At 68.2% G+C, this 19,460-nt stretch carries 15 protein-coding genes; 5 read left to right on the top strand and 10 right to left on the bottom strand.

Going from position 1 to position 19,460, the window contains the following annotated elements; genetic code table 11:
• Positions 1-46: 46 nt before the first annotated feature.
• Positions 47-517, top strand: coding sequence for a hypothetical protein (locus H0B56_RS11095; protein ID WP_180892876.1), 471 nt, complete (start codon positions 47-49; stop codon positions 515-517).
• A 17-nt stretch (positions 518-534) separates the two neighbouring features.
• Positions 535-1,734, top strand: coding sequence for a M15 family metallopeptidase (locus H0B56_RS23460; protein ID WP_180892875.1), 1,200 nt, complete (start codon positions 535-537; stop codon positions 1,732-1,734).
• A gap of 113 nt (positions 1,735-1,847) precedes the next feature.
• Here the strand turns inward: H0B56_RS23460 and H0B56_RS11085 are convergent, their stop codons facing one another.
• From H0B56_RS11085 to H0B56_RS11055, 7 genes are all read right to left on the bottom strand, one after another.
• A complete protein-coding gene (locus H0B56_RS11085; protein WP_343063849.1) occupies positions 1,848-2,795 on the bottom strand; it encodes a hypothetical protein in 948 nt (315 codons plus the stop codon).
• Between the two features lie 165 nt (positions 2,796-2,960).
• Entirely contained in the window at positions 2,961-3,353 is a 393-nt protein-coding gene (locus H0B56_RS11080) for a DUF2237 family protein (RefSeq protein WP_180892874.1), read from the bottom strand.
• Between the two features lie 55 nt (positions 3,354-3,408).
• The gene (locus tag H0B56_RS11075) at positions 3,409-4,389 is read right to left on the bottom strand and encodes an ABC transporter substrate-binding protein (RefSeq protein WP_180892873.1); all 981 of its coding nucleotides are present in this window, start codon (positions 4,387-4,389) and stop codon (positions 3,409-3,411) included.
• A 73-nt stretch (positions 4,390-4,462) separates the two neighbouring features.
• Positions 4,463-6,457 (bottom strand): ABC transporter permease, encoded by a 1,995-nt coding sequence (locus H0B56_RS11070; RefSeq protein WP_180892872.1) that lies wholly within the window; start codon positions 6,455-6,457, stop codon positions 4,463-4,465.
• Entirely contained in the window at positions 6,454-7,542 is a 1,089-nt protein-coding gene (locus H0B56_RS11065) for a betaine/proline/choline family ABC transporter ATP-binding protein (protein ID WP_180892871.1), read from the bottom strand. Before H0B56_RS11065 ends, H0B56_RS11070 begins: the two co-directional genes overlap by 4 nt.
• A 68-nt stretch (positions 7,543-7,610) precedes the next feature.
• Positions 7,611-9,290: a choline dehydrogenase gene (gene betA / locus H0B56_RS11060; RefSeq protein ID WP_219632566.1), complete on the bottom strand. Its 1,680-nt coding sequence runs from the start codon at positions 9,288-9,290 to the stop codon at positions 7,611-7,613.
• 99 nt (positions 9,291-9,389) lie between these two features.
• A complete protein-coding gene (locus tag H0B56_RS11055; RefSeq protein WP_180892870.1) occupies positions 9,390-10,871 on the bottom strand; it encodes an aldehyde dehydrogenase family protein in 1,482 nt (493 codons plus the stop codon).
• Positions 10,872-11,059: 188 nt separating this feature from the next.
• Between H0B56_RS11055 and H0B56_RS11050 the strand changes: the two genes are divergently transcribed.
• Positions 11,060-11,674 (top strand): TetR/AcrR family transcriptional regulator, encoded by a 615-nt coding sequence (locus tag H0B56_RS11050; protein ID WP_180892869.1) that lies wholly within the window; start codon positions 11,060-11,062, stop codon positions 11,672-11,674.
• 67 nt (positions 11,675-11,741) lie between these two features.
• Here the strand turns inward: H0B56_RS11050 and H0B56_RS11045 are convergent, their stop codons facing one another.
• Together H0B56_RS11045 and H0B56_RS11040 are read right to left on the bottom strand one after the other, a co-directional pair.
• Positions 11,742-13,145, bottom strand: a complete 1,404-nt coding sequence (locus tag H0B56_RS11045; protein ID WP_180892868.1) for an alanine/glycine:cation symporter family protein — start codon at positions 13,143-13,145, stop codon at positions 11,742-11,744.
• Between the two features lie 1,886 nt (positions 13,146-15,031).
• Positions 15,032-15,850, bottom strand: coding sequence for an SIR2 family NAD-dependent protein deacylase (locus H0B56_RS11040; protein ID WP_219632565.1), 819 nt, complete (start codon positions 15,848-15,850; stop codon positions 15,032-15,034).
• Positions 15,851-16,078: 228 nt separating this feature from the next.
• Between H0B56_RS11040 and H0B56_RS11035 the strand changes: the two genes are divergently transcribed.
• The gene (locus H0B56_RS11035; protein ID WP_180892867.1) at positions 16,079-16,870 is read left to right on the top strand and encodes a tryptophan 2,3-dioxygenase; all 792 of its coding nucleotides are present in this window, start codon (positions 16,079-16,081) and stop codon (positions 16,868-16,870) included.
• Positions 16,867-18,138 carry a kynureninase gene (locus H0B56_RS11030; protein WP_343063848.1) on the top strand — a complete coding sequence of 424 codons (1,272 nt, stop codon included), beginning with the start codon at positions 16,867-16,869 and terminating at the stop codon, positions 18,136-18,138. Before H0B56_RS11035 ends, H0B56_RS11030 begins: the two co-directional genes overlap by 4 nt.
• Here the strand turns inward: H0B56_RS11030 and H0B56_RS11025 are convergent.
• Positions 18,107-19,369, bottom strand: coding sequence for an HRDC domain-containing protein (locus H0B56_RS11025; RefSeq protein ID WP_180892866.1), 1,263 nt, complete (start codon positions 19,367-19,369; stop codon positions 18,107-18,109). The genes H0B56_RS11030 and H0B56_RS11025 overlap by 32 nt on opposite strands.
• Positions 19,370-19,460 lie beyond the last annotated feature (91 nt).

Raw genomic sequence — 19,460 nt, 5'->3', positions numbered from 1 at the left:
GGACTCGCGGACACGGCACCGGGGTCTCGCAGGAGAGGAGTCACGAGTGAGGACCAATCTCAACCGCCTGACGAGCCATCTCGGTATGGCGCTGTGCCTCGCCGGGTTCGTCGCCGTGTTCCTCGGCTGGAACGGCGCGGCGACCTGGGACTACGTGCCCGCCCAGTTCCCCTACCTGATCTCCGGTGGAGTCGCGGGGCTGTGCCTGGTCGTCATCGGCTCGGCGCTGCTCGTCGTGCAGAACCAGCGCGCCGACCGGGCGCGGCTGGAGGCCGCCATCGATCGGCTGGTGCAGGCCACCGAACGGCAGGGCGCCCAGGCGCTGGCGGGTGCCGACTCCGCGGACATGGTCCTGGCGGGTGAGGACTCCTACCATCGCCAGGACTGTCATCTGCCGGAGTCCAGCGACCGGACTCACCTGATCCGGCTCAGCGAGGCGCGGACTCGGAACCTGACCGCGTGCAGGATCTGTCAGCCGGTCGGCTTCGAACAGCGGCAACTCGCCGGGCACGGATGAGGCGGGCCGGACGAACCGTGCCGCGACGCGTGGTCGCTTTCCTGATCGCCGGGTTCGTGGCCGGATGCGGTCTCGCCGATGAGGACGGTGTTCGAGATCGAACGGACGTGGCGGCGGCCGAGGTAGCCGCCGGTAGCGACGACCCTGACGAGGCAGCGGAGGTCGCCGTGCCGGGGGAGTTCGACGGCGAGCTGCACGGCCCGGACCTGATGGTCATGGGAAGCGAGACGCTCCCCGACGGGTTCGTGGACGAGGTCCGCGAGCTGGCAGGCGTGCGCGCGGCCGCATCGCTGTCGGTGAGCTCGGTCGCCGTGGGTGAGCGGGCGATCACGGTCGCGGGCGGGGACCTCGGGCGGATCCGCGCGTTCACCCCGGAGGCAACGGCCACCAACGACGATGTCTGGGAGGTGATCTCCGCGGGGGACATCGCGCTCGAGCACGGCATCGGTGCGGATCTGGATGGCCCACTCGGCGGCGCGCTTGATGTGCGCACGCGGGGCATGGGCATGACGTTGCGGATCGGCGCGTACGCCGCCACCATCCCGGGCGTCGACGGGGTGGTCAACGAGCGGCGCGCCGGGCAGCTCGGCATCACACGGGACAACGCGGTAGTGCTGTCCGCAGGCCGTGCCGAGCTGGTCGACCTCGCGGAGTCGATCCGGTCGATGACCGGCGAGCACGCCGTCGTGCGCTCACTCGCCGACGAGCAGGACACGGTACGCGGCGGGGAACGTGGCAGCAGGCGGTTGGCCAACCTCAGCGGTGGATCGGTCGCCGAGGCCGTCGGCTCGTTCCGGTACCGCTACTTCTCCGATGGCACGGTCGAACCCGATCCAGACTGGGTGAGCGCCAATATCCGCACCGCGCGCGTTCCGCTACTCGGCCGGGTGACGTGCCACCGGGTGCTGCTCAGCCAGCTGCGCGCCGCATTGGAGGAGATCGTCGAACGCGGACTGGCGGACGCCATCGACCCGGCTGACTACGGTGGGTGTTACGTCCCACGGTTCATCGGGCGCGATCCCGCGCGGGGCCTGTCGCTGCACACGTGGGGTATCGCGGTCGATATCAACGTCTCTACCAACCAGCGTGGCACGCCCGGCGAGATCGACAGGGACGTCGTCGCGATCTTCCAACGGTGGGGTTTCGCCTGGGGCGGCCACTGGGAGTGGACGGACCCGATGCACTTCGAGCTCGCCCGCCTGGTGCAGCCCCGGTAGGGGCGAGCCGAAGGACTCCCTCGGTACATATGTGGTACCCGAGGAGGCCTTCGGCTCGACCCCGTCGGCTGCCCCGCAGCCCGACAGCCGGGGACGCGCAGGCTCACCGGTGATCACTCGGCGATGATGGCAGGGCGTGGGCGCCGCGCGGCGTGGTGGTACGCCGCGCGCAGCTCGGCTATGACGGCGTCGGGTTCGGACGTCAATCGCGAGGGCAACGTGTGCACGACGATGATGCCGTGCGCCGTCATCGTGGCATGCCTGCGCAGTGTGCGCGCGTAGTCAGCAGGCGAGAGGTGGTACTCGTAGGAGTCGATCTCCCACGCGAGGCACACGTCGTCGAGCCAGCCGTCCGGCCTGGGCAGGATCCTGCCATCGACGGTTCGTAGCCGCACGTTCCACCGCATCCGCGGCAACCCCGACCGGTCGGCCAACTCCGCCCCACGAGCTTCGGCAGTGGAGTGTGCTCCTGCCTCGATCACCGGGAGCACGGCGCGGGGGAGCGCGGAGCCACGGTCGGAGCCTTCCTCGAGTTCCTTTCGCAAGCGACGTGGCGTCGTCCACCTGCGTTGTACGGCCTCAGCGATCAGTGCTTCGACGGCGCTACGGTCCGTCATCCGCCTGGCGGCATCCAGTACCGCTCTGGTGACGTCTGCGACGGGGAAGCCCTGCTTGACAACGGTGGCCGGTGTCCGTGTGGTGCGTTCGATGAGGGCGTAGCCTGCGCTGACCCGCTTGTTGTGGTGCGGGATGAGGAGGTGAACCTGTTCGGACTCGGGGATCTTCCGCATGCCGTACAGCTCTGCGGCCGCCAAGCCGGTAACGACGGCCCCGTTGCCCGCGTACCGCAGCGCGCCGTCGACGGCCTGCGTGCGGGTGGGGGTCCCGTTACGCAACATGATCACGCCGGGGAGCAGCCGTCGCCAGGGGCCGCCGTGGCGTACACGCGCCCAGATCATGCGCTGGGTCACACCGAGCCGATGCAGCTCGGGCCGCGTCAACACGCGGTTCGGCGCCGCCGCGTCGACGTCATACCAATCAACGTCCGCCCGTGTACCCACCAGCCGACCGTGACGCGCCATCCGGGCATCACACATACCGGACCGCTCAGCCTGTGGACAACCGCACCGCCGTGGACAACTCCCCGGCGAGCCGAAGGCCTCCTTGGGTACCACATATGTACCGGAGGGGTCCTTCGGCTCGGCCACACCTCGTGGGTGCGGCGGCTAGGTCAGGCTGCTGGGGTCGGCGGGGACGTCGACGGCGTGCTCCCGGAGCGCCTCCAGGGGGACGACGTCGAGTGCCTTGGCGTGTGTCGCCGCGAGTACCACGGGCGGCGCGGCGCCGGCTTCATAGGCCTGTAGCCAGCGAGCGGCGCAGACGCACCAGCGGTCGCCCGGCTCGAGCCCCTGGAAGCCGAACTCGGGGCGTGCCGTGGACAGGTCGTTGCCCGCCGAGTGTTGGTTGGCGAGGAAGTCCGCGGTGACCACGGCACACACCGAGTGGTTCCCGAGATCCTCCTCGCCGGTGTTGCAGCAGCCGTCCCGGTAGAAACCGGTCACCGGGTCGGTACCGCAGACCTCGAGTTCGCCGCCCAGCACATTGCGATCGGTGGTCATACTCTGATTCTCGCACGAGCACGGCTGTCCGACAGCCGTGCTCGTGCGAGGGCCGTCACTCCTGGCCGAGCCAGGTCTGCACCACGTCCTGGTTCTCCTCGACCCACTTCTTTCCGGCCTCGGCCGGCTCCATGTCGTCCTGGGTGATCCAGCTGGCCACCTGGACCTGATCCTCGTTGGTCCACTCGAAGTTGTCGACGAGCTGGTATGCCGGGCCGCCCTCCTCGGCGAACTCCGCCCGGACGATCTTGTCGAGATCGTATTCCGGGTAGTCACAGTCGACCTCCTCGCGCACGTCGTCGCAGCCCTCCTCGTGGGGCGGCAGCTCGACGCGCGCCACGTCGATCTCGGCCTCCAGCCAGTGCGGCCGGTAGAAGTAGCCGAGCAGCGGCTCACGCTCCTCGTGGGCGCGCCTGAACGCCTCGTTGAGCGCGGCCTCGCTTCCGGCGTGCACGACCTTGTAGTCGAGGTCGAGGTTCTCCACCAGCGCTTCGTCGTTGGAGACGAAGCCCGGGTCGCCTGCCAGGAACTGGCCCTTGTCGCCGGACTCGGAGGTCTGGAACATGTCCGAGTAGTCGTTGAGGTTCTCCCAGTCCGTGATGTCCGGGTACTCCTCGGTCATCCACTCCGGGACGAACCAGCCGATCTCTCCCTTGACACCGGTCGAGCCGGCTTCCACGGCGGTGCCCTGCTCCTCGATGTAGCGCTGCTTGAGGTCCTCGTGGCCCCAGTTCTCCACGATCGCGTCGACCTCACCGGTGCCGAAGCCCTGCCAGGCGACCTCTTCCTGGAGCTCCTTCTTGTGCACCGTGCAGCCCAGCTCGGTCTCGGCGACGTGGGCGATCACGACGGCGTTGGCCTCGTAGCCGACCCACGGACTGACAGCGAGGTTGAACTCGCCACAGTCGCCGCCTGCCGCCGAGTCGGTGTCGTCACCGATGCGCTCCCCGCCGCAGGCGGTCAGCGCGAGCAGCGCCGCGGCCGCGCCTGCCGTGCCGGCGAGCCATCGTGATGTGGTGCGGTGTCGTCCCGTCATGGGATACCTCCTTGTTCGGTGTTCGGTCGTTCCCGGCGGGCGAGAACGGTGGCGCCCTGCCCAGGGGCGGGGTCTAGTGCGCACCGCCGGCGCGCTTGGCCGCGGCCTGCGTGATGCGGTCGAGCATGATGCCGAGCAGTACGATCGCGACCCCGGCAGCGAGTCCCTTGCCGTACAGCGATGCCTGGACGAACCCGGCGACAACGTCGTAGCCGAGCGCGCCCGCGCCGACGAGGCCGCCGACGACGACCATGGACAGCACGTAGATGAGCCCCTGGTTGGCCGCGAGGGTCAGGGCGTGCCTGGCCATCGGGATCTGCACCTTCGTGATGGTTTGCCAGGTACTCGCCCCGGTGGCTGTCGCCGCTTCCACCGTCGTCGGCGACACCGCGCGGATGCCGTCGGTGACGATCTTGATCGCGACGGGTGAGGCGTACAGCACCGCGGCGATGATCGCGGTGAACCTGGTCGCCTCGAACAGCGCGAGGAAGGGAACCAGGTAGACGAACGGTGGCATCGTCTGCCCGGCATCGAGAACGGGACGGATGACGTGGTCGACGCGGGGACTGCGCCCCATCCAGACGCCGACCACCACCGCGAGAGCCACCACGAGCGCGGTGGCGATCAGCACCGAGGCCAGTGTGATCATGGCGTCGTGCCACAACCCGGTCAGGATGATCAGGCTCAGGCAGACGGCGGCCACGATCGCCGCGCGGATACTGCCGATCACCACGGCCAGCGCGAGCACCACCGCGGTGACCAGCCACCACGGCGACTCGGTCAGCAGAGCCTGCAGTGGGTCGATGGCCACGGCGGTGACCGTGTTCTTCACCCCGGTGGTGAGTACCGCGAAGTTGTCCTTGACCCACTCGGTGGCCGTGGCGGTCACTACCGTGACCCAGCGCCCCACGTGCGCGGTACCGGGAAACTCCGCCGCCCAGAGATACGTACGCGAGTACCAGACCCCTACGAGGGCGAGCACGCCTGTGGCCAGCAGCACGCCCCGGCGCGCGAGCGGTCCCCGGGCGGTTCCCGCCGGCGCGTCCTGTTCCTGCCGCGTACCGGCCGCCGTGGTGACACGGTCGATGACGATGGCGAGCACCACGATGGCCAGGCCGCCGTTGAAGGCTGTGCCCACGTCGCGGGTCTGCAGCGCGTTGATCACCGTCCGGCCCAGCCCGGGCGCGTTGATCAGCGCCGCGATCGTCACCATGGCCAGCGCGGCCATCATGGTCTGGTTGATGCCGAGCACGATCGTGCGTTTGGCGGTGGGCAGCAGCACCTTGGTCAGTGACTGCCAGCGCGTCGCCCCGAGCGACCTGCTCGCCTCGAGCATCTGCTCGGGTACCGACCGGATGCCGTGCGCGGTCAGCCGGATGGTCGGCGGGGCGGCGTAGATCATGGTGGCGATGGTCGCCGAGGCGGGGCCGATCAGGAAGAACAGCGTCAACGGCGCGAGGTAGACGAAGGTCGGCATCGTCTGCATGAAGTCGAGCACCGGCGTGATCAGGCGGTGGAACCTGTCCGACAACCCGGCATACACGCCGAGCGGGATGGTGAACAGCAGGGCGATCAGTACAGCCGCCATGGTCAGCGCGAGCGTGTCCATGCTCTCCTGCCACAGCCCCTGCAGTCCGAGGAAGACGAGGCCTCCCACGGCCAGCAGTGCGACGCGCAGGTTGCCCACCGCGTAGGCGAGGAACCCGGCGACCGCGACGACACCGAGCCAGCCGAGCAGTGGCGTGGGGGACCCGAACGCGGGTTGGGCCAGCAGTGCCTGGAAGAACGCCGCGATCTCGTCCACGGTGACGCGGATGACGTCGAAGAAGTACACGAACACCGGGTTGGTGTCCCGGCTGGTCGCGATCGAGTGGTTGACCTCGTTGAGGCTGCGGTGCAGATCGGTGAGCTGGGCCGCGCCGAGCTGCAGGGTGTGCGTTCCCCGCAGCAGGTACCAGGCAAGCAGCCAGCCACCCAGGATCGCCGTCACCAGGACCCCGGTCCCCGGCCTGCGCAGAACGGATGCGAACCGGCCGTCAGCCGATGTACCCGAGACCTGAGCGGTCATGCGGGATCGCCTTCCGGTCCGGCGACAATGGCGAGAATCTCGTCGTCTCCGACGATGCCGAGCAGCCGCCCGTCCTGGACGACCTTGGCGGGCCGGTCGGCCTCGAGCACGCGGCGGGTCGCTTCACTGACCACCACGTCAGGCCCCAGTTCGGGACCGTCGAGCGCGTCGTCCTCGCGCGGTGCGCGCATGATCCAGCGCAGTGTCAGCACGTCGCTCTTGGGGACGTCGCGCACGAAGTCGCGGATGTAGTCGTCGGCGGGCGCGCCGATCAGCTCGTCCCCGGTACCGACCTGGGCGGCCTGCCCGTCGCGCATGATCAGGATCCGGTCGCCGAGCTTGAGGGCCTCGGACAGGTCGTGGGTGATGAACACCATCGTCTTACCCATCTCCCTGTGCAGCCGTATCACCTCGCTCTGCATGTCCCGCCGGATCAACGGGTCCAGTGCGGAGAACGGCTCGTCGAAGAACAGCACATCGGGGTCGCCCGCGAGAGCGCGAGCGAGGCCGACGCGCTGTTGCATTCCGCCGGAGAGCTGGTGGGGGTAGGAGGTCTCGTTGCCGCCGAGACCGACGAGCTCGATGACTTCCTGGGCGCGCGTTGCGCGCTGCGCCTTGCCGACCCCGTTGACCTCCAGCCCGAACGCGACATTGTCGATGACGCGCCGGTGGGGGAGGAGCCCGAAGTGCTGGAAGACCATGGAGAACTTGTTGCGTCGCAGCTCGCGCAGCTGCTTGTCGCCCGCGGCGAGCAGGTCGTCGCCCTCGAAGCTGATCGAGCCCGATGTCGGTTCGATCAGCCGGGTCAGGCACCTGACCAGTGTGGACTTCCCGGAGCCGGACAGGCCCATCACGACGAAGACCTCGCCCTCGGCGACGTCGAAGTCGATCTCCCGGACCGCCGTGGTGCATCCGGTCTGTTCCAGCAGCTCGCGCCTGCTCAGCGCGCACAGTTCGGGGGAGCTCGGCACCTCTGCGGCTCTGGCGCCGAAGACCTTCCACAGGTCGCGAACCGAGATGACGGGCTCGGATAATCGGTCGTGCCGATCGTCGGATCGCTCGGAATGCTCGTGGAGGGTGGTCACAATCTCGCCTTCCTGGGTCGGATCGTCTCGATGGCCACATCAGGGGAGTGGCCGGTACGTGACGTGCGTCAGCGTGCCTCCTGCTCGGAGGATCCGTGCCGGTAGTAGTCGGCGTAGGACGGGGGCAGTGGGGTGTTGCCGAGAACGAGGTCGGCTGCCTTCTCGGCCAGCATCATCACCGGCGCGTAGATGTTGCCGTTGGTCAGGTACGGCATCGCCGACGCGTCCACGACGCGGAGGCCTTCCGTGCCGTGCACCTTCATCGAGGTGGGGTCGACGACGGAGTCGGGGCCGGTACCCATCTTGGCCGTGCACGACGGGTGGTACGCGGTCTCGGCGTCGGAGGCGACCCAGTTCAGGATGTCCTCGTCACTGGTGACCTCCGGTCCCGGGGAGAGCTCGCCACCGTCGAACTCGGCGAACGCGGGCTGCCGGAGGATCTCCCGCGCGACCCGGACGGCTTCGATCCATTCACGCCTGTCGTTCTCGGTGGACAGGTAGTTGAAGCGCAGCGCGGGATGCTCGGTCGGATCGGTGGAGCGGATCTTCACGCTCCCCCGAACGTCGGAGTACATCGGTCCGATGTGTACCTGGTATCCGTGCTCGGCGTCGACCGAGGTGCCGTCGTAGCGCACCGCGATCGGCAGGAAGTGGAACATCAGGTTGGGGTAGTCGACCTGGTCGTTGCCCCGCACGAAGCCGCCTGCCTCGAAATGGTTGGTGGCCGCGGGTCCCTTCTTGCCGAAGAGCCACTGCAGGCCGACCTTGGGCCTGTTGTGCATCTTCAGCGACGGGTTGAACGACACCGGCCGGGTGCAGGCGTGCTGGATGTATACCTCCAGGTGGTCCTGCAGGTTCTCGCCGACACCCGGCAGGTCGGCGACGACGTCGATGCCGAGCTCGGAGAGCTCGCGTGCGTTGCCGATACCGGAAAGCTGGAGCAGCTGGGGGGTGTTGATGGCGCCGCCCGCCAGGATGACCTCGCCGGCGTGCACCCGTTTGGGCCTGCTTCCCGGGCGTTTGTACTCGACACCGGTAGCCCGGTTGCCGTCCATGAGGACCCGGTTGACCTGTGCGAGGCACTGGACGGTGAGGTTGGGGCGGGCCTTGACGGGGTGCAGGTACGCACGTGCGGCCGACCAGCGTTTGCCTTCGCGGATCATGCTGTCGAAGGGGGAGAAGCCCTCCTGGCGGTAACCGTTCACGTCGTCGGTGAGCGGGTGACCGGCCTGCTGGGCCGCGTCGAGGAAGGCACCGAAGAGGGGATGCTCTGCCCCGCGACGCTCGATCCAGAGCGGGCCGTCGTCGCCACGCCACTCGTCGCCCCCGGCCACGCAGGTTTCCATGCGCTTGAAGTAGGGCAGGCAGTGCGCGTAGTCCCAGGTCTCCATCCCGGGGTCGGCGGCCCAGCGCTCCAGGTCGAGCGGGTTGCCGCGCTGGAAGATCATGCCGTTGATCGAGCTCGAGCCACCGAGTACCTTGCCGCGGCCGTGGTAGACCCGGCGACCGCCCATGTACGGCTCGGGCTCGGACTCGTAGCGCCAGTCGTAGAACCGGTTACCGATCACCATCGTCAGGGCGGCCGGCATGTGGATGAACAGGTCCCAGATCCAGTCGGGCCGCCCGGCTTCGAGGACGAGAACCTTGTTCGACGGGTCGGCACTGAGCCTGTTGGCCAGCGCGCTCCCGGCCGAACCCCCGCCGACGACGATGTAGTCGTAGTGATCGTCCACTGTGTTGGTCAGCATGTTCACGGTGTCGTCTCGCCCTTCGATTGCGTGTGCTTCCCGGGGTGCGTTCCTCGTCGCTGCGCGGCTGCCGGTGCCGGTCCCGCGCGTTCGCGGTGCTCAGGCTCCCGCGAACCAGCGCATGGGTTGTGGCCGGATGTTCTGGTAGATGTGCTTGGCTTCGCGGTACTCGTCGAGCCCGGCCTTGCCCAGCTCGCGCCCGACCCCGGAGCGTCCGAACCCGCCCCACTCGGCCTGCGGCACGTAGGGGTGGTAGTCGTTGACCCAGACGGTCCCGTGCCGCATCCGGTTGGCGACCCGTTGGGCCACGGAGGCATCGCTGGTCCACACGGCGCCTGCGAGCCCGTACTCGGTGTCGTTGGCCAGGCTGACGGCTTCCGACTCGTCGCTGAACCGTTCAACGGTGACGACGGGGCCGAATACCTCCTCGCGCACGATCGGCATGTCCGATGTGCAGTCGCCGAACACGGTCGGGCGCAGGAAGAACCCGTCGGCCAGCTCGGGGTCGTCGGGGCGAGTGCCGCCGGTGACCAGGCGCGCGCCGTACCCGGTGGCCTCGGAGATGTAGCGTTCCACCTTCGCCCGGTGCTCGGCCGAGACCAGCGGTCCGCATTCGGTGTCGGGGTCGAGCCCGTTACCCAGTCTGATGGCGTCGGCGCGCCGCGCCAGCTCGGCGACGAAGGCATCGTGCACGCTGTCCTCGACGATCAGCCGTGAGCCTGCCGAGCACACCTGCCCGGAGTGGAAGAACGCGGCGGCGAGCGCGTAGTCGACGGCCGTGTCGAAGTCCGCGTCGGCGAAGACCACGTTGGGGTTCTTGCCGCCGAGCTCGAGTGCCACCTTCTTGATGTCCGCAGCGGCCATCGACATGACCTTACGGCCGGTCTCGAGTCCGCCGGTGAACGACACGAGGTCGACCTCGGGGTGTTGCACCATCGTGGACCCGACGGTGGCTCCGGATCCGAGGACGAGGTTCACCACGCCCGCCGGGGCGCCCGCCTCGGCGATCAGCGCGACGAGCTGGATGGTCGACAGCGGGGTGAGCTCGCTCGGCTTGATGACCATCGTGTTGCCCGCGGCCAGCGCGGGGGCGAGCTTCCACGACATCTGCAGCAGCGGGTAGTTCCACGGCGCGATCAGGGCGCACACCCCGACGGGTTCGTAGACGACCCGGCTGACCACGTCCGGGTTGCCTGCGTCGATCACCCGCCCGGCGTCGACCCCGGCGAGTCCGGCGTAGTAGCGAAAGACCGCGGTGATGTCGTCCACATCGATGCGCCCCTCGGCGACGGTCTTGCCGGTGTCCAGGCTCTCGATCCTCGCGAGCTCCTCGCGGTCCCGGACGAGCAGGTCGGCGATGCGCCTGAGCAGCTCGCCGCGCTCGGCGGCCGTGGTGTCCGGCCACGCCCCCTGCTGGAATGCGCGCCGCGCGGCGCGTGCGGCGAGATCGACATCGGCGCTGCCTGCTTCGGCGACCGTGGTGAGCTCGCCTGCGTCGTACGGGTTGAGTACGGTCCTGGAGCTCTCCGGCTGTTCTGCCGAGGGCCCGCTCCAGATGCCGTCGATGTAGAGATCCTTCATCCGGTTCGTCGTCCCAATCGCTGTTCACTCGTTTGACTCTGGTGCCGCGCGGCACAAGCTGCGTACAATCGTACATAGAATGTGTACTGATGTCCACATCAGGTGGGTGACCAGGAACGGAGCCTTCGTGTGATCATGAAATGGCGGAGGGCACGGTTGGTACTGCGCGAAGGGGGTACTCGACGGTCATGACGACAAGCAGAGCGGTCGGTGGCGACGGGGAGGCAGGTGCCTCATCGCCGGGGCGTGCGCAGGGCAGGCGCGGGCCGAACGACCCGGACCGGCGCAACCGCATCGCGAGGGCGGCTATCTCGGTGGTGGCCGAGCAGGGCATCGACGCGCTGACGCACCGCCGCGTGGCGGCACAAGCGGGCGTTCCACTCGGGTCGACGACCTATCACTTCGCGACGATGGACGACCTGGTCGCGGTCGCGCTGGAGCAGGCGGCCGAGGGCAGCATCACACAGCTGCGCGAGTGGGAACGCTCCCTCGATCCCGGCGTCGACCTCGCGGACGCGCTCGCCGACTTCGTGGTCCGGTCACTCACCGAGCATCGGGAGCACACGATCGTCGAGTACAACCTGTACGCGCTCGCGCTGCATCGGCCACACCTGCGCAAAGCAGCCGCGGACTGGGACAACGCCATGGCGGAGCTGTTCGGCTCGCGCACCGATCCGATGACCGGACGCATGGTCGCCGCGCTGTTCTGCGGGTTGCTGATGCAAGCCGTGCTGGTGGACGAGACGCCGGAGCACGGCGAGATCGCGACGCTGTTCCGCCGCGCGCTGAGCGGGAACGGTTGAGCGGGCGCGAGCTCGTTCGCGCCCGCTCAACCGTCCGCTGACACCGACACGGTCGTGCCTGCCCGGGCTACCGCTGGCCGGGCAGGTCTTCGACCTGTTTCCAGTTGGCCATCTGGAAGAACTCGCGGCTCTTCCTGGCGATCAGCGGCGACAGCACGAGCAGACCGATCAGGTTCGGCAGCGCCATCAGCCCGTTGAGGATGTCGGCGATCGTCCACACCGTGGTGAGCTCGGTGACGGATCCGAGGAAGATGATGAGAACGAACACCACGCGGTAGGGCGTCACCAGGCCGCGTCCGAACAGCCGGTCCATACACCGCTCGCCGTAGTACGACCAGCTGAGCAGGGTGGAGAAGGCGAAGAAGATCACGCCGACGGAGACGACGACCCCGCCCCAGTCGCCGGGCAGACCGTCACGGAACGCCTCCGAAGTAAGCGGTGCGCCGGTCAACGCGTCGCCTGCGGAGTCCACGGCCGTCCACGCGCCGGTGACCACGATGGTCAGGCCGGTGAAGGTGACGACGACGAGCGTATCCAGGAACGTCTGCGTCATCGAGACAAGTGCCTGCCGTACCGGGTTGGTGGTCTGCGCCGCCGCGGCGGCGATACCACCGGTACCGAGGCCCGACTCGTTCGAGAAGATCCCCCTCGCCACGCCCCAGCGCAGTGCAGTGAGGAACCCGACGCCGATGAAGCCGCCCGTCGCGGCGGTCCCGGTGAAGGCGTCGGTGAAGATGGTGGCCAGCGCGCCGGGGAGCTCGCCCACGTTGAACAGCAGTACGCCGGTGGCGCCGATCAGATAGATGATGGCCATGAAGGGGACGAACGCAGCGGTGAACCGGCCGATACTGCGGATACCACCGAGGATCACCGCAGCCGCAGCGATCATCAGTACGATCCCGCTGATCCAGAAGGGAATGTCCCATTCGGCGTTGAGCGCGTCGGCGAGGCTGTTGGCCTGCACCATGTTGCCGATCCCGAAAGCCGCGAGCGCGCCGAACGCCGCGAACCAGACCGCCAGGAAACGCCCGAAGACGTTGTTGATGCCCTCACTCAGGTAGAACATCGGTCCGCCACTCTGCTCACCTTTGGCGTCGACTCGGCGGTACTTCACGCCGAGAAACGCCTCGGAGTACTTGGTGGCCATGCCGACCAGCCCGGTGACCCACATCCAGAACAGCGCACCGGGACCACCGAAAGCGATCGCCGTGCCGACACCGGCGATGTTGCCCACGCCGATGGTGGCTGCCAGCGCTACCGTGAGCGCCTGATAATGGCTGATGTCGCCCTCGGCGCCACCCTCTTTACGCTTGACCAGCGCCAGCCAGAACGCGTACCCGAAGCGGTGGAACTGAACACCACGCAGGACGATCGTCAGGTAGAAGCCGGTCAGCAGCAGGAGAGGGATGAGGAGCCACGGTCCCAGGATGAAGTCACGGATCTCCTCGAGCCTGTCGATTACTGTGTCCATTCGCATATCCCCACGATGCTGCACTGTTGCATGATGCGGACGTCCGCGACGGCAGGATGCCCAGCAGGTAACGTCCGCGACGGACCACCGGAAGATAGTCCACGCCGGAGCTGGAACCCAACATCTCTACCGAAGTGTGACCTACCGCGCAGCCGATCCGGTGGGCAGGGTGCTGCCGGGTGAGAACATGCTGCGGGTGGCGGATGCCCGTGCAGCAAGGACCCTGATCAGCCGTACGATGGCCGGTCGCTACTCGCCGGGAAACTCCGCTCGAGCGGGCTGCCCGCGTCACCGGTATCCGCGCGGCGCACAGGATGACGGGCCGACGTAGCTTCCGAGCCCGCTGCCGGTTGGTTCGTCGGGTCAGCCCGTTACGCGAGTACGTCGAGCAGGTGGTTGAACCCCGGTGGCGGTCACGGTCCGGCGCCGTCTCGCGACCCGCACGGCGTCACCGAGCGCCGCAGGCGTGCGTAGTAGCGGGTGGGGTCGATAGCGTTTTGAACGGATGGGTTCGGAACATATGCTTCGAATATCTGTAATCGTGTGGTCGGCAACTACGAGCACGCCTCACGCCATTGGCATGTGCCGGTGCTCGCACCGCCGGTGCAACACTTTGCGATGGCTATGCATGCAGGACACCACGCGAGTACGCAGACACCGCAGTCGGCATACGGTGGCGTGATACAGGAAACGGAGCACGGCCCGCAGCATTGTGCGGCGCATGAGAAGTCGAAGTCGCAGCCATTGCCGCGGCATACCATGCACGGATCAGTTCCACAGTCGACGTCATCGACGCAGGTCTGCTGACGTGCCTCGTTCGCTGCCTTGCTGTAAACGCGTCCTTGGTCGCTCTGGATTATCAGTTCCGCGCGCTCGCCTCGCGGGGAGGACAGATATACGAATGTTTGGACATGCTCCGATCCGCCGGCGCCCTCCAGGATCCTGTACGAGGCAACCAACAAGCCCGAAAATATCATTGACAGTGCAATTACTGTGCTGCCATTTCTCGTGGTGTGCTCGACACCGACGGTCTTGTCGGCACTGCCGATCTCTTCCGTGGACGCTGATCGCGGTATGGATCCTGCGTCGCCGCCGGTGTCCTTGAATCGTCTGTGAGCTGCGGCCAGAGATTTGTTCAGGTCATCTTGTACGTCTCGGTGTCGTAGTTCTCTCGCTATCCTGTCTTGGGCAAGTTCTTGTGAGTCGACTATGTTGTTGGTGTAATCGCTAACGATGTTGTTTTCGCCGGGGGACGCGTGCGCGGATCGTGTAATGAGCTGGGGAAAAGCGAGAGCGGCAACACCCGCGAGCCCTGTCTGGTACAAGAAGTTCCTTCGAGGTGTGCCTGCGTGGCTCGTAGGTGTTGATCTCACTATGGCGTTGACGATACGAAGTGCGTTTCGCAAACCAACGCGCCGGACGAGCCTCGTTCGCATTCGCAAGCCCGTGTGGACTGTTACAGAACCATTTTCCACCTCTACAAGGGCTGGTTCGAAGAGCTCGGCGCGGCCACCCAGTTCGAGTAGATTCCTCGTGTGGGGGTCTTGCAAGCTTCGAACATCGAGCGAGAAGATTCCCAGATCTCGAACCGTCTGCGCGACTTGTGAGCACATCGAACAAGTGGCGTCATAGAGAATGTACGAGTGTTGTTTGTCGGGTATGGATCCGGTAGGCATAAACACCCCCAGGTGTGAGGCCGTAGAAAAATACGAACCACCCTCGGAGATTAAGGATATTAGTGCCCATTTCTGGTGGCAAGTCACTTGATAGTGTGTCAGTGGTGGGGCCGCCGATCCCGTGCCCGCGATTGCAGCGGTGATCGAGTGCTGCCCGCGGCCGAGCCTGCGTGCGTTGAGCGGTGGTGGTCCCTGCCGGTTCTCGGCGCGTCAGAGCTCGCTGACCGCACTGGGCAGCGCGGTAGCGACGTCGCCGGTCACCCGCACGTCGGCCACCTCGTCGTAGGGAGTGGAGCCCTGCGTGACGACGGCGATCCGGCCACCGCCCTCGTGCGTGAGCGCGGGTAGCTCGGCGACAGGGTAGACCTCGAGCGAGGAACCGGCACAGAGCAACAGGTCGGCCCGGGCGGCCAGGTCGCGTGCCCGTTCCATCGCCCCGGCGGGCAGTAGCTCGCCGAACAGCACGACGTCCGGCTTGACCTTGCCGGAACAGCGGGTGCAGGTCGCGATGCCGTCGTCGCCGAACAGCGACTCGGTCTCGTCGAGAGTCCACGTGGCGCCGCAGCTCGTGCAGCTGGACGTGCCGATCGACCCGTGTACCTCGACGACCCCGGTACTGCCTGCCGCCTGATGGAGACCGTCGATGTTCTGTGTGATCACCGCGTCGCACCGGCCGCGCCGTTCCAGCTCGACAAGTGCTTCGTGTGCGGCATTGGGCCGCTTCTGCCGGACCATGTCCAGGCGTGGCCGGTAGAAGTCCCAGAACCCCTTGGTGTCGCGGTGGAAGGCATCGATGGTGGCCACGTCCATCGGGTCGACGGTGTTCCACAGCCCGCTGTCCGGGCTGCGAAAGTCCGGGATACCCGAGGGCACCGACACGCCCGCTCCGGTGAGCGCCACGACCCGCTCGCTGCTCGCGAGCAGCGCCGCGAGGGCGCCGACATCCGGCTCGTGCTCGTCGCAGGCTTCGCCGGTCCCGGCACCGCTGTGCTCGCCTGCCGGGTCGTTGGAGTCCGCGCGCATGCTCATCATCCTCGATGCTAGCCACGTTCGCGGTGCGAGCAACGGGACGAGACAACCCGCGCCGATGGCGACGAGCGCCGATCCTCCTGTCACCGCGACCAGTGACGCCATCAGCTCGGCGTGCAGGACGGCGGCCTCCCTGACCGTGCCCGGGCGCGACGCCGTGGCGACGGCATACAGGATCTGCCGTCAAGACGGCGCGGCAGGTGCCGGGTCAATGGCAGGATGCACGGGATGACGGAACGGAACGCGGCACTGACCTACGAGTCCTACCTCGCGCTACCGGAGATCCTCGGCGCGCAACGGCCGAGGTCCGACGAGCACGACGAGATGCTGTTCATCGTGATCCACCAGGTCTACGAGCTGTGGTTCAAGCAGCTGCTGCACGAGCTGTCGCACCTGAGGTCGTGCCTGGAGGCGGGAGACACCGCGCACTCGGTCCGGACGTTGCGCAGGGCACTGACGATCCTCAAGGTCGTCGTGGCCCAGATCGACGTGCTGGAGACGATGACACCCAGCCAGTTCGCCGGGTTCCGCGCACGGCTGGATGCCGCGAGCGGCTTCGAGTCCGCGCAGTTCCGCGAGCTGGAGGCCGTGCTCGGCAGGCGTGCTCGGCAGGCGTTCGAGCACTACCCGCAGGAGAGTGTTGCCCGGCAGCGGATCGCGGAGGCGATGGAGAACCCGTCGCTGTTCGACTCGTTCCTCGGCTACCTGGCACGCCACGACTACCCGGTTCCGGAGGAGGCGCTGCGGCGCGATGTGCGCCTACCATGGGAACCTTCCGAGGAGGTGCAGGACGTGCTGTTGCGTGTCTATGCCGATGACGGCGGACCGGCCACCATCTGCGAGCACCTCGTCGACCTCGACGAAGGCCAGCAGGAGTGGCGCTACCGGCACATGATGATGGTGCAGCGCACGATCGGGGACAAGCAGGGGACAGGGGGCTCCTCCGGAGCGTCCTACCTGCGCTCCACCGTGGGTGTGCCGGTGTTCCCGGACTTGTGGGCGGTGCGGAGCAGGCTGTGAACGAACACGTACCCGCACCGGGCGGAGGACCCCGGCTGGCGGACCTGCGGGCCAGCCCGAACGCGCTGGCCCAGCACTACTCACGGTCCGACGTGGCGAACCGGCTCCCGCTGACGGGGCACTCCCATCAGGCGTGGCCCGATGTCGCGATCGAGGGGCAGCTCGCGGCGTTCACCGATGCCGCGGCCGAGCTCGACGGGAAGTGGGATCGCGCGGCAGGTAAGGCCGAGGAGGTGCGGGACGGCTACCGCGCGCTGCTGGGCGATCCCGGTGGGGAGCTCGCTCTGGGGGCGAGCACGCACGAGCTGGTCGTGCGGTTCCTCTCCGGTCTCGACCTGTGCGGTAGGCGCAGGCTGGTGACCACCGACGGGGAGTTCCACACGGTGCGCAGGCAGCTCGACCGGCTGGCCGAGGCGGGAGTCGAGGTGGTGCGCGTGCCTGCTGAGCCCGCGGACACGCTCGCCGAGCGGCTTGCCGCCGAGGTGGACGGGCGTGCCTCGGCCGTACTCGTGTCGGCCGTGTTGTTCGAGACGGCACGGATCGTGCCCGGGCTGGACGGGCTCGCCGAGTCGTGCGCGCGGTGGGACGTCGAGCTGCTCGTCGATGCCTACCACGCTCTCGGGGTGCTCGAGATGCCGATTCACGAGCAGGGGCTCGGTGCGGCGTGGATCGTGGGCGGGGGGTACAAGTACCTCCAGCTCGGCGAGGGCAACTGTTTCCTGCGCCTTCCCGGGCACGCCGACCGGTTCCGCCCTGTCGTCACCGGGTGGTTCAGCGAGTTCTCCGCACGCTCCGAGCGGCCCGGGGCCGGCGAGGTGGTCTACGGCAGCGGGTCCGCGCGGTTCGCGGGCGCGACGTACGATCCGACCAGCCATTACCGGGCGGCCAGCGTGTTCGGGTTCTTCCGCGAGCAGGGCCTGACTCCCGCGTTCCTGCGTGAGGTCTCGCTGCACCAGACCGGTGTACTCGCCGACGCCTTCGACGAGCTGGCCTTGCCGCCCGAGCTGGTCACCCGCGACCGGTCCCGCCCGCGGTCGGACTACGCGGGTTTCCTCGCGCTCCGCTGCGCGGAAGCCTCGGCGGTGCGGGCCTCGCTCGCGCGATACGGCGTGTACACCGACCACCGTGGCGACTACCTGCGGTTCGGTCCCGCCCCGTACCTGTCGGACCGGCAGCTGCACGACGCCATGGCGGCGCTCGGCGAGGTGCTGCGGGTCGGGCGGGGGACGGGGGGAGTCACGTTGCCGAAGTCCCGAGGGCACGGCTGAGTGGCTCGGTGGTCAGGCTCACCTGCCACGGCCGCGCGCCCCCTGCCCGCAGGGCGGTGGCCGTACCGTCCACTCCGATGTCGGCAGGCGGCTCCCAGCAGAGCTTACGCACCAGATCGGGCTGTACCAGGTTCTCGACCGGCAGCTCGTGCCGCTCGGCCATCTCGGTCAGCGCAGCCCGGGCGGCGGTGAGCCGGGCCGCGGCGTCGGGGTCGCGGTCGCCCCACTTGTTCGGCGGCGGCGGGTCGGAGCCGTTGCGCGTGAGGAGCGGAAGCTCGTGCTCGCCGGATGTGCGGGCGAGGTTGATCCGGCGCAGCCACGTACCCGCATGACGTCGCTGGTGCTGGCCACCGAACCCGGGTAGCGCGACCAGCTCCTCCACGCTGCCGGGGATCTCCTGGGCAGCCGCGATGATCGCCTTGTCCGGAAGGACCCTGCCAGGGGCGCGGTCACGCTTGCGGGCCTGTGCGTCGCGGGCGTTCCAGAGCTCACGCACCACAGCCAGCCCTCGCCGGGTACGTACCTTGTGGATGCCGGAGGTACGCCGCCACGGCTCACTGCGAGGGGCGGGCGCGGGTGCCTGCCGGACCGCGTCGAACTCCTCCTCGGCCCACGCCAGCTTCCCGTCCCTGTCGAGAACCTCGATCAGCGACCGCCGCAGTGGCAGCAGCAGCTCGACGTCCAGTGCGGCGTAGTCGAGCCAGGATCGCGGCAGCGGGCGGGTGGACCAGTCGGCGGCACCGTGCCCCTTGGCCAGCTGGAACCCCAGTAGTTGCTCGACAAGCGTGCCCAGGCCCACGCGCGGGAACCCGGCAAGCCGGGCGGCGAGCTCGGTGTCGAACAGCGCAGCCGGACGGAGGTCGAGCTCGGCCAGGCACGGCAGGTCCTGCGACGCGGCGTGCAGTACCCACTCGGTCCCGGCCAGTACCGTGGCCAGGGGATCCAGTGCCCCGTCGAGGGCGACGGGATCGATCAGGTGGGTGCCCGACCCGTCGCGGCGAACCTGCACCAGGTACGCCCGCTGCCAGTAGCGGTACCCGGAAGCCCGCTCGGTGTCGATCGCGACCGGCCCGGTGCCCGCGGCCACCGCGTCGCAGGCGCGCTGCAGCCCGGCACGGTCCTCGACCACCGGTGGCGTGCCCTCGGCAGGCTCGGTCAATGCGGTGAGCCCCTCGGACCGTGCCGTATCCGCGGGACCGTCGGCTACCGTGTCGTCCTTGGCGGTGCTCACATACCGCAGACTACGGGACGGGCGCGACTCGTGCCCGTCCCGTAGCGCACGGCTGACCGGTGGGCGCGGCCCGACCCCTGCGGGGCGGGGC

It is taken from the genome of Haloechinothrix aidingensis, from assembly GCF_013450155.1.
GTDB classification, from domain to species: Bacteria; Actinomycetota; Actinomycetes; order Mycobacteriales; family Pseudonocardiaceae; genus Haloechinothrix; species Haloechinothrix aidingensis.
This window is presented reverse-complemented; position numbering and strand designations above follow the sequence as displayed.

Excerpts from the sequence above, each read along its gene's own strand:
- H0B56_RS11045 (WP_180892868.1), bottom strand. The coding sequence starts at position 13,145 with ATGGACACAGTAATCGACAGGCTCGAGGAGATCCGTGACTTCATCCTG.
- H0B56_RS11035 (WP_180892867.1), top strand. The coding sequence starts at position 16,079 with ATGACGGAACGGAACGCGGCACTGACCTACGAGTCCTACCTCGCGCTA.
- H0B56_RS11050 (WP_180892869.1), top strand. The coding sequence starts at position 11,060 with ATGACGACAAGCAGAGCGGTCGGTGGCGACGGGGAGGCAGGTGCCTCA.
- betA (WP_219632566.1), bottom strand. The coding sequence starts at position 9,290 with ATGCTGACCAACACAGTGGACGATCACTACGACTACATCGTCGTCGGC.
- H0B56_RS11070 (WP_180892872.1), bottom strand. The coding sequence starts at position 6,457 with ATGACCGCTCAGGTCTCGGGTACATCGGCTGACGGCCGGTTCGCATCC.
- H0B56_RS11080 (WP_180892874.1), bottom strand. The coding sequence starts at position 3,353 with ATGACCACCGATCGCAATGTGCTGGGCGGCGAACTCGAGGTCTGCGGT.
- H0B56_RS11055 (WP_180892870.1), bottom strand. The coding sequence starts at position 10,871 with ATGAAGGATCTCTACATCGACGGCATCTGGAGCGGGCCCTCGGCAGAA.
- H0B56_RS11075 (WP_180892873.1), bottom strand. The coding sequence starts at position 4,389 with ATGACGGGACGACACCGCACCACATCACGATGGCTCGCCGGCACGGCA.
- H0B56_RS11040 (WP_219632565.1), bottom strand. The coding sequence starts at position 15,850 with ATGAGCATGCGCGCGGACTCCAACGACCCGGCAGGCGAGCACAGCGGT.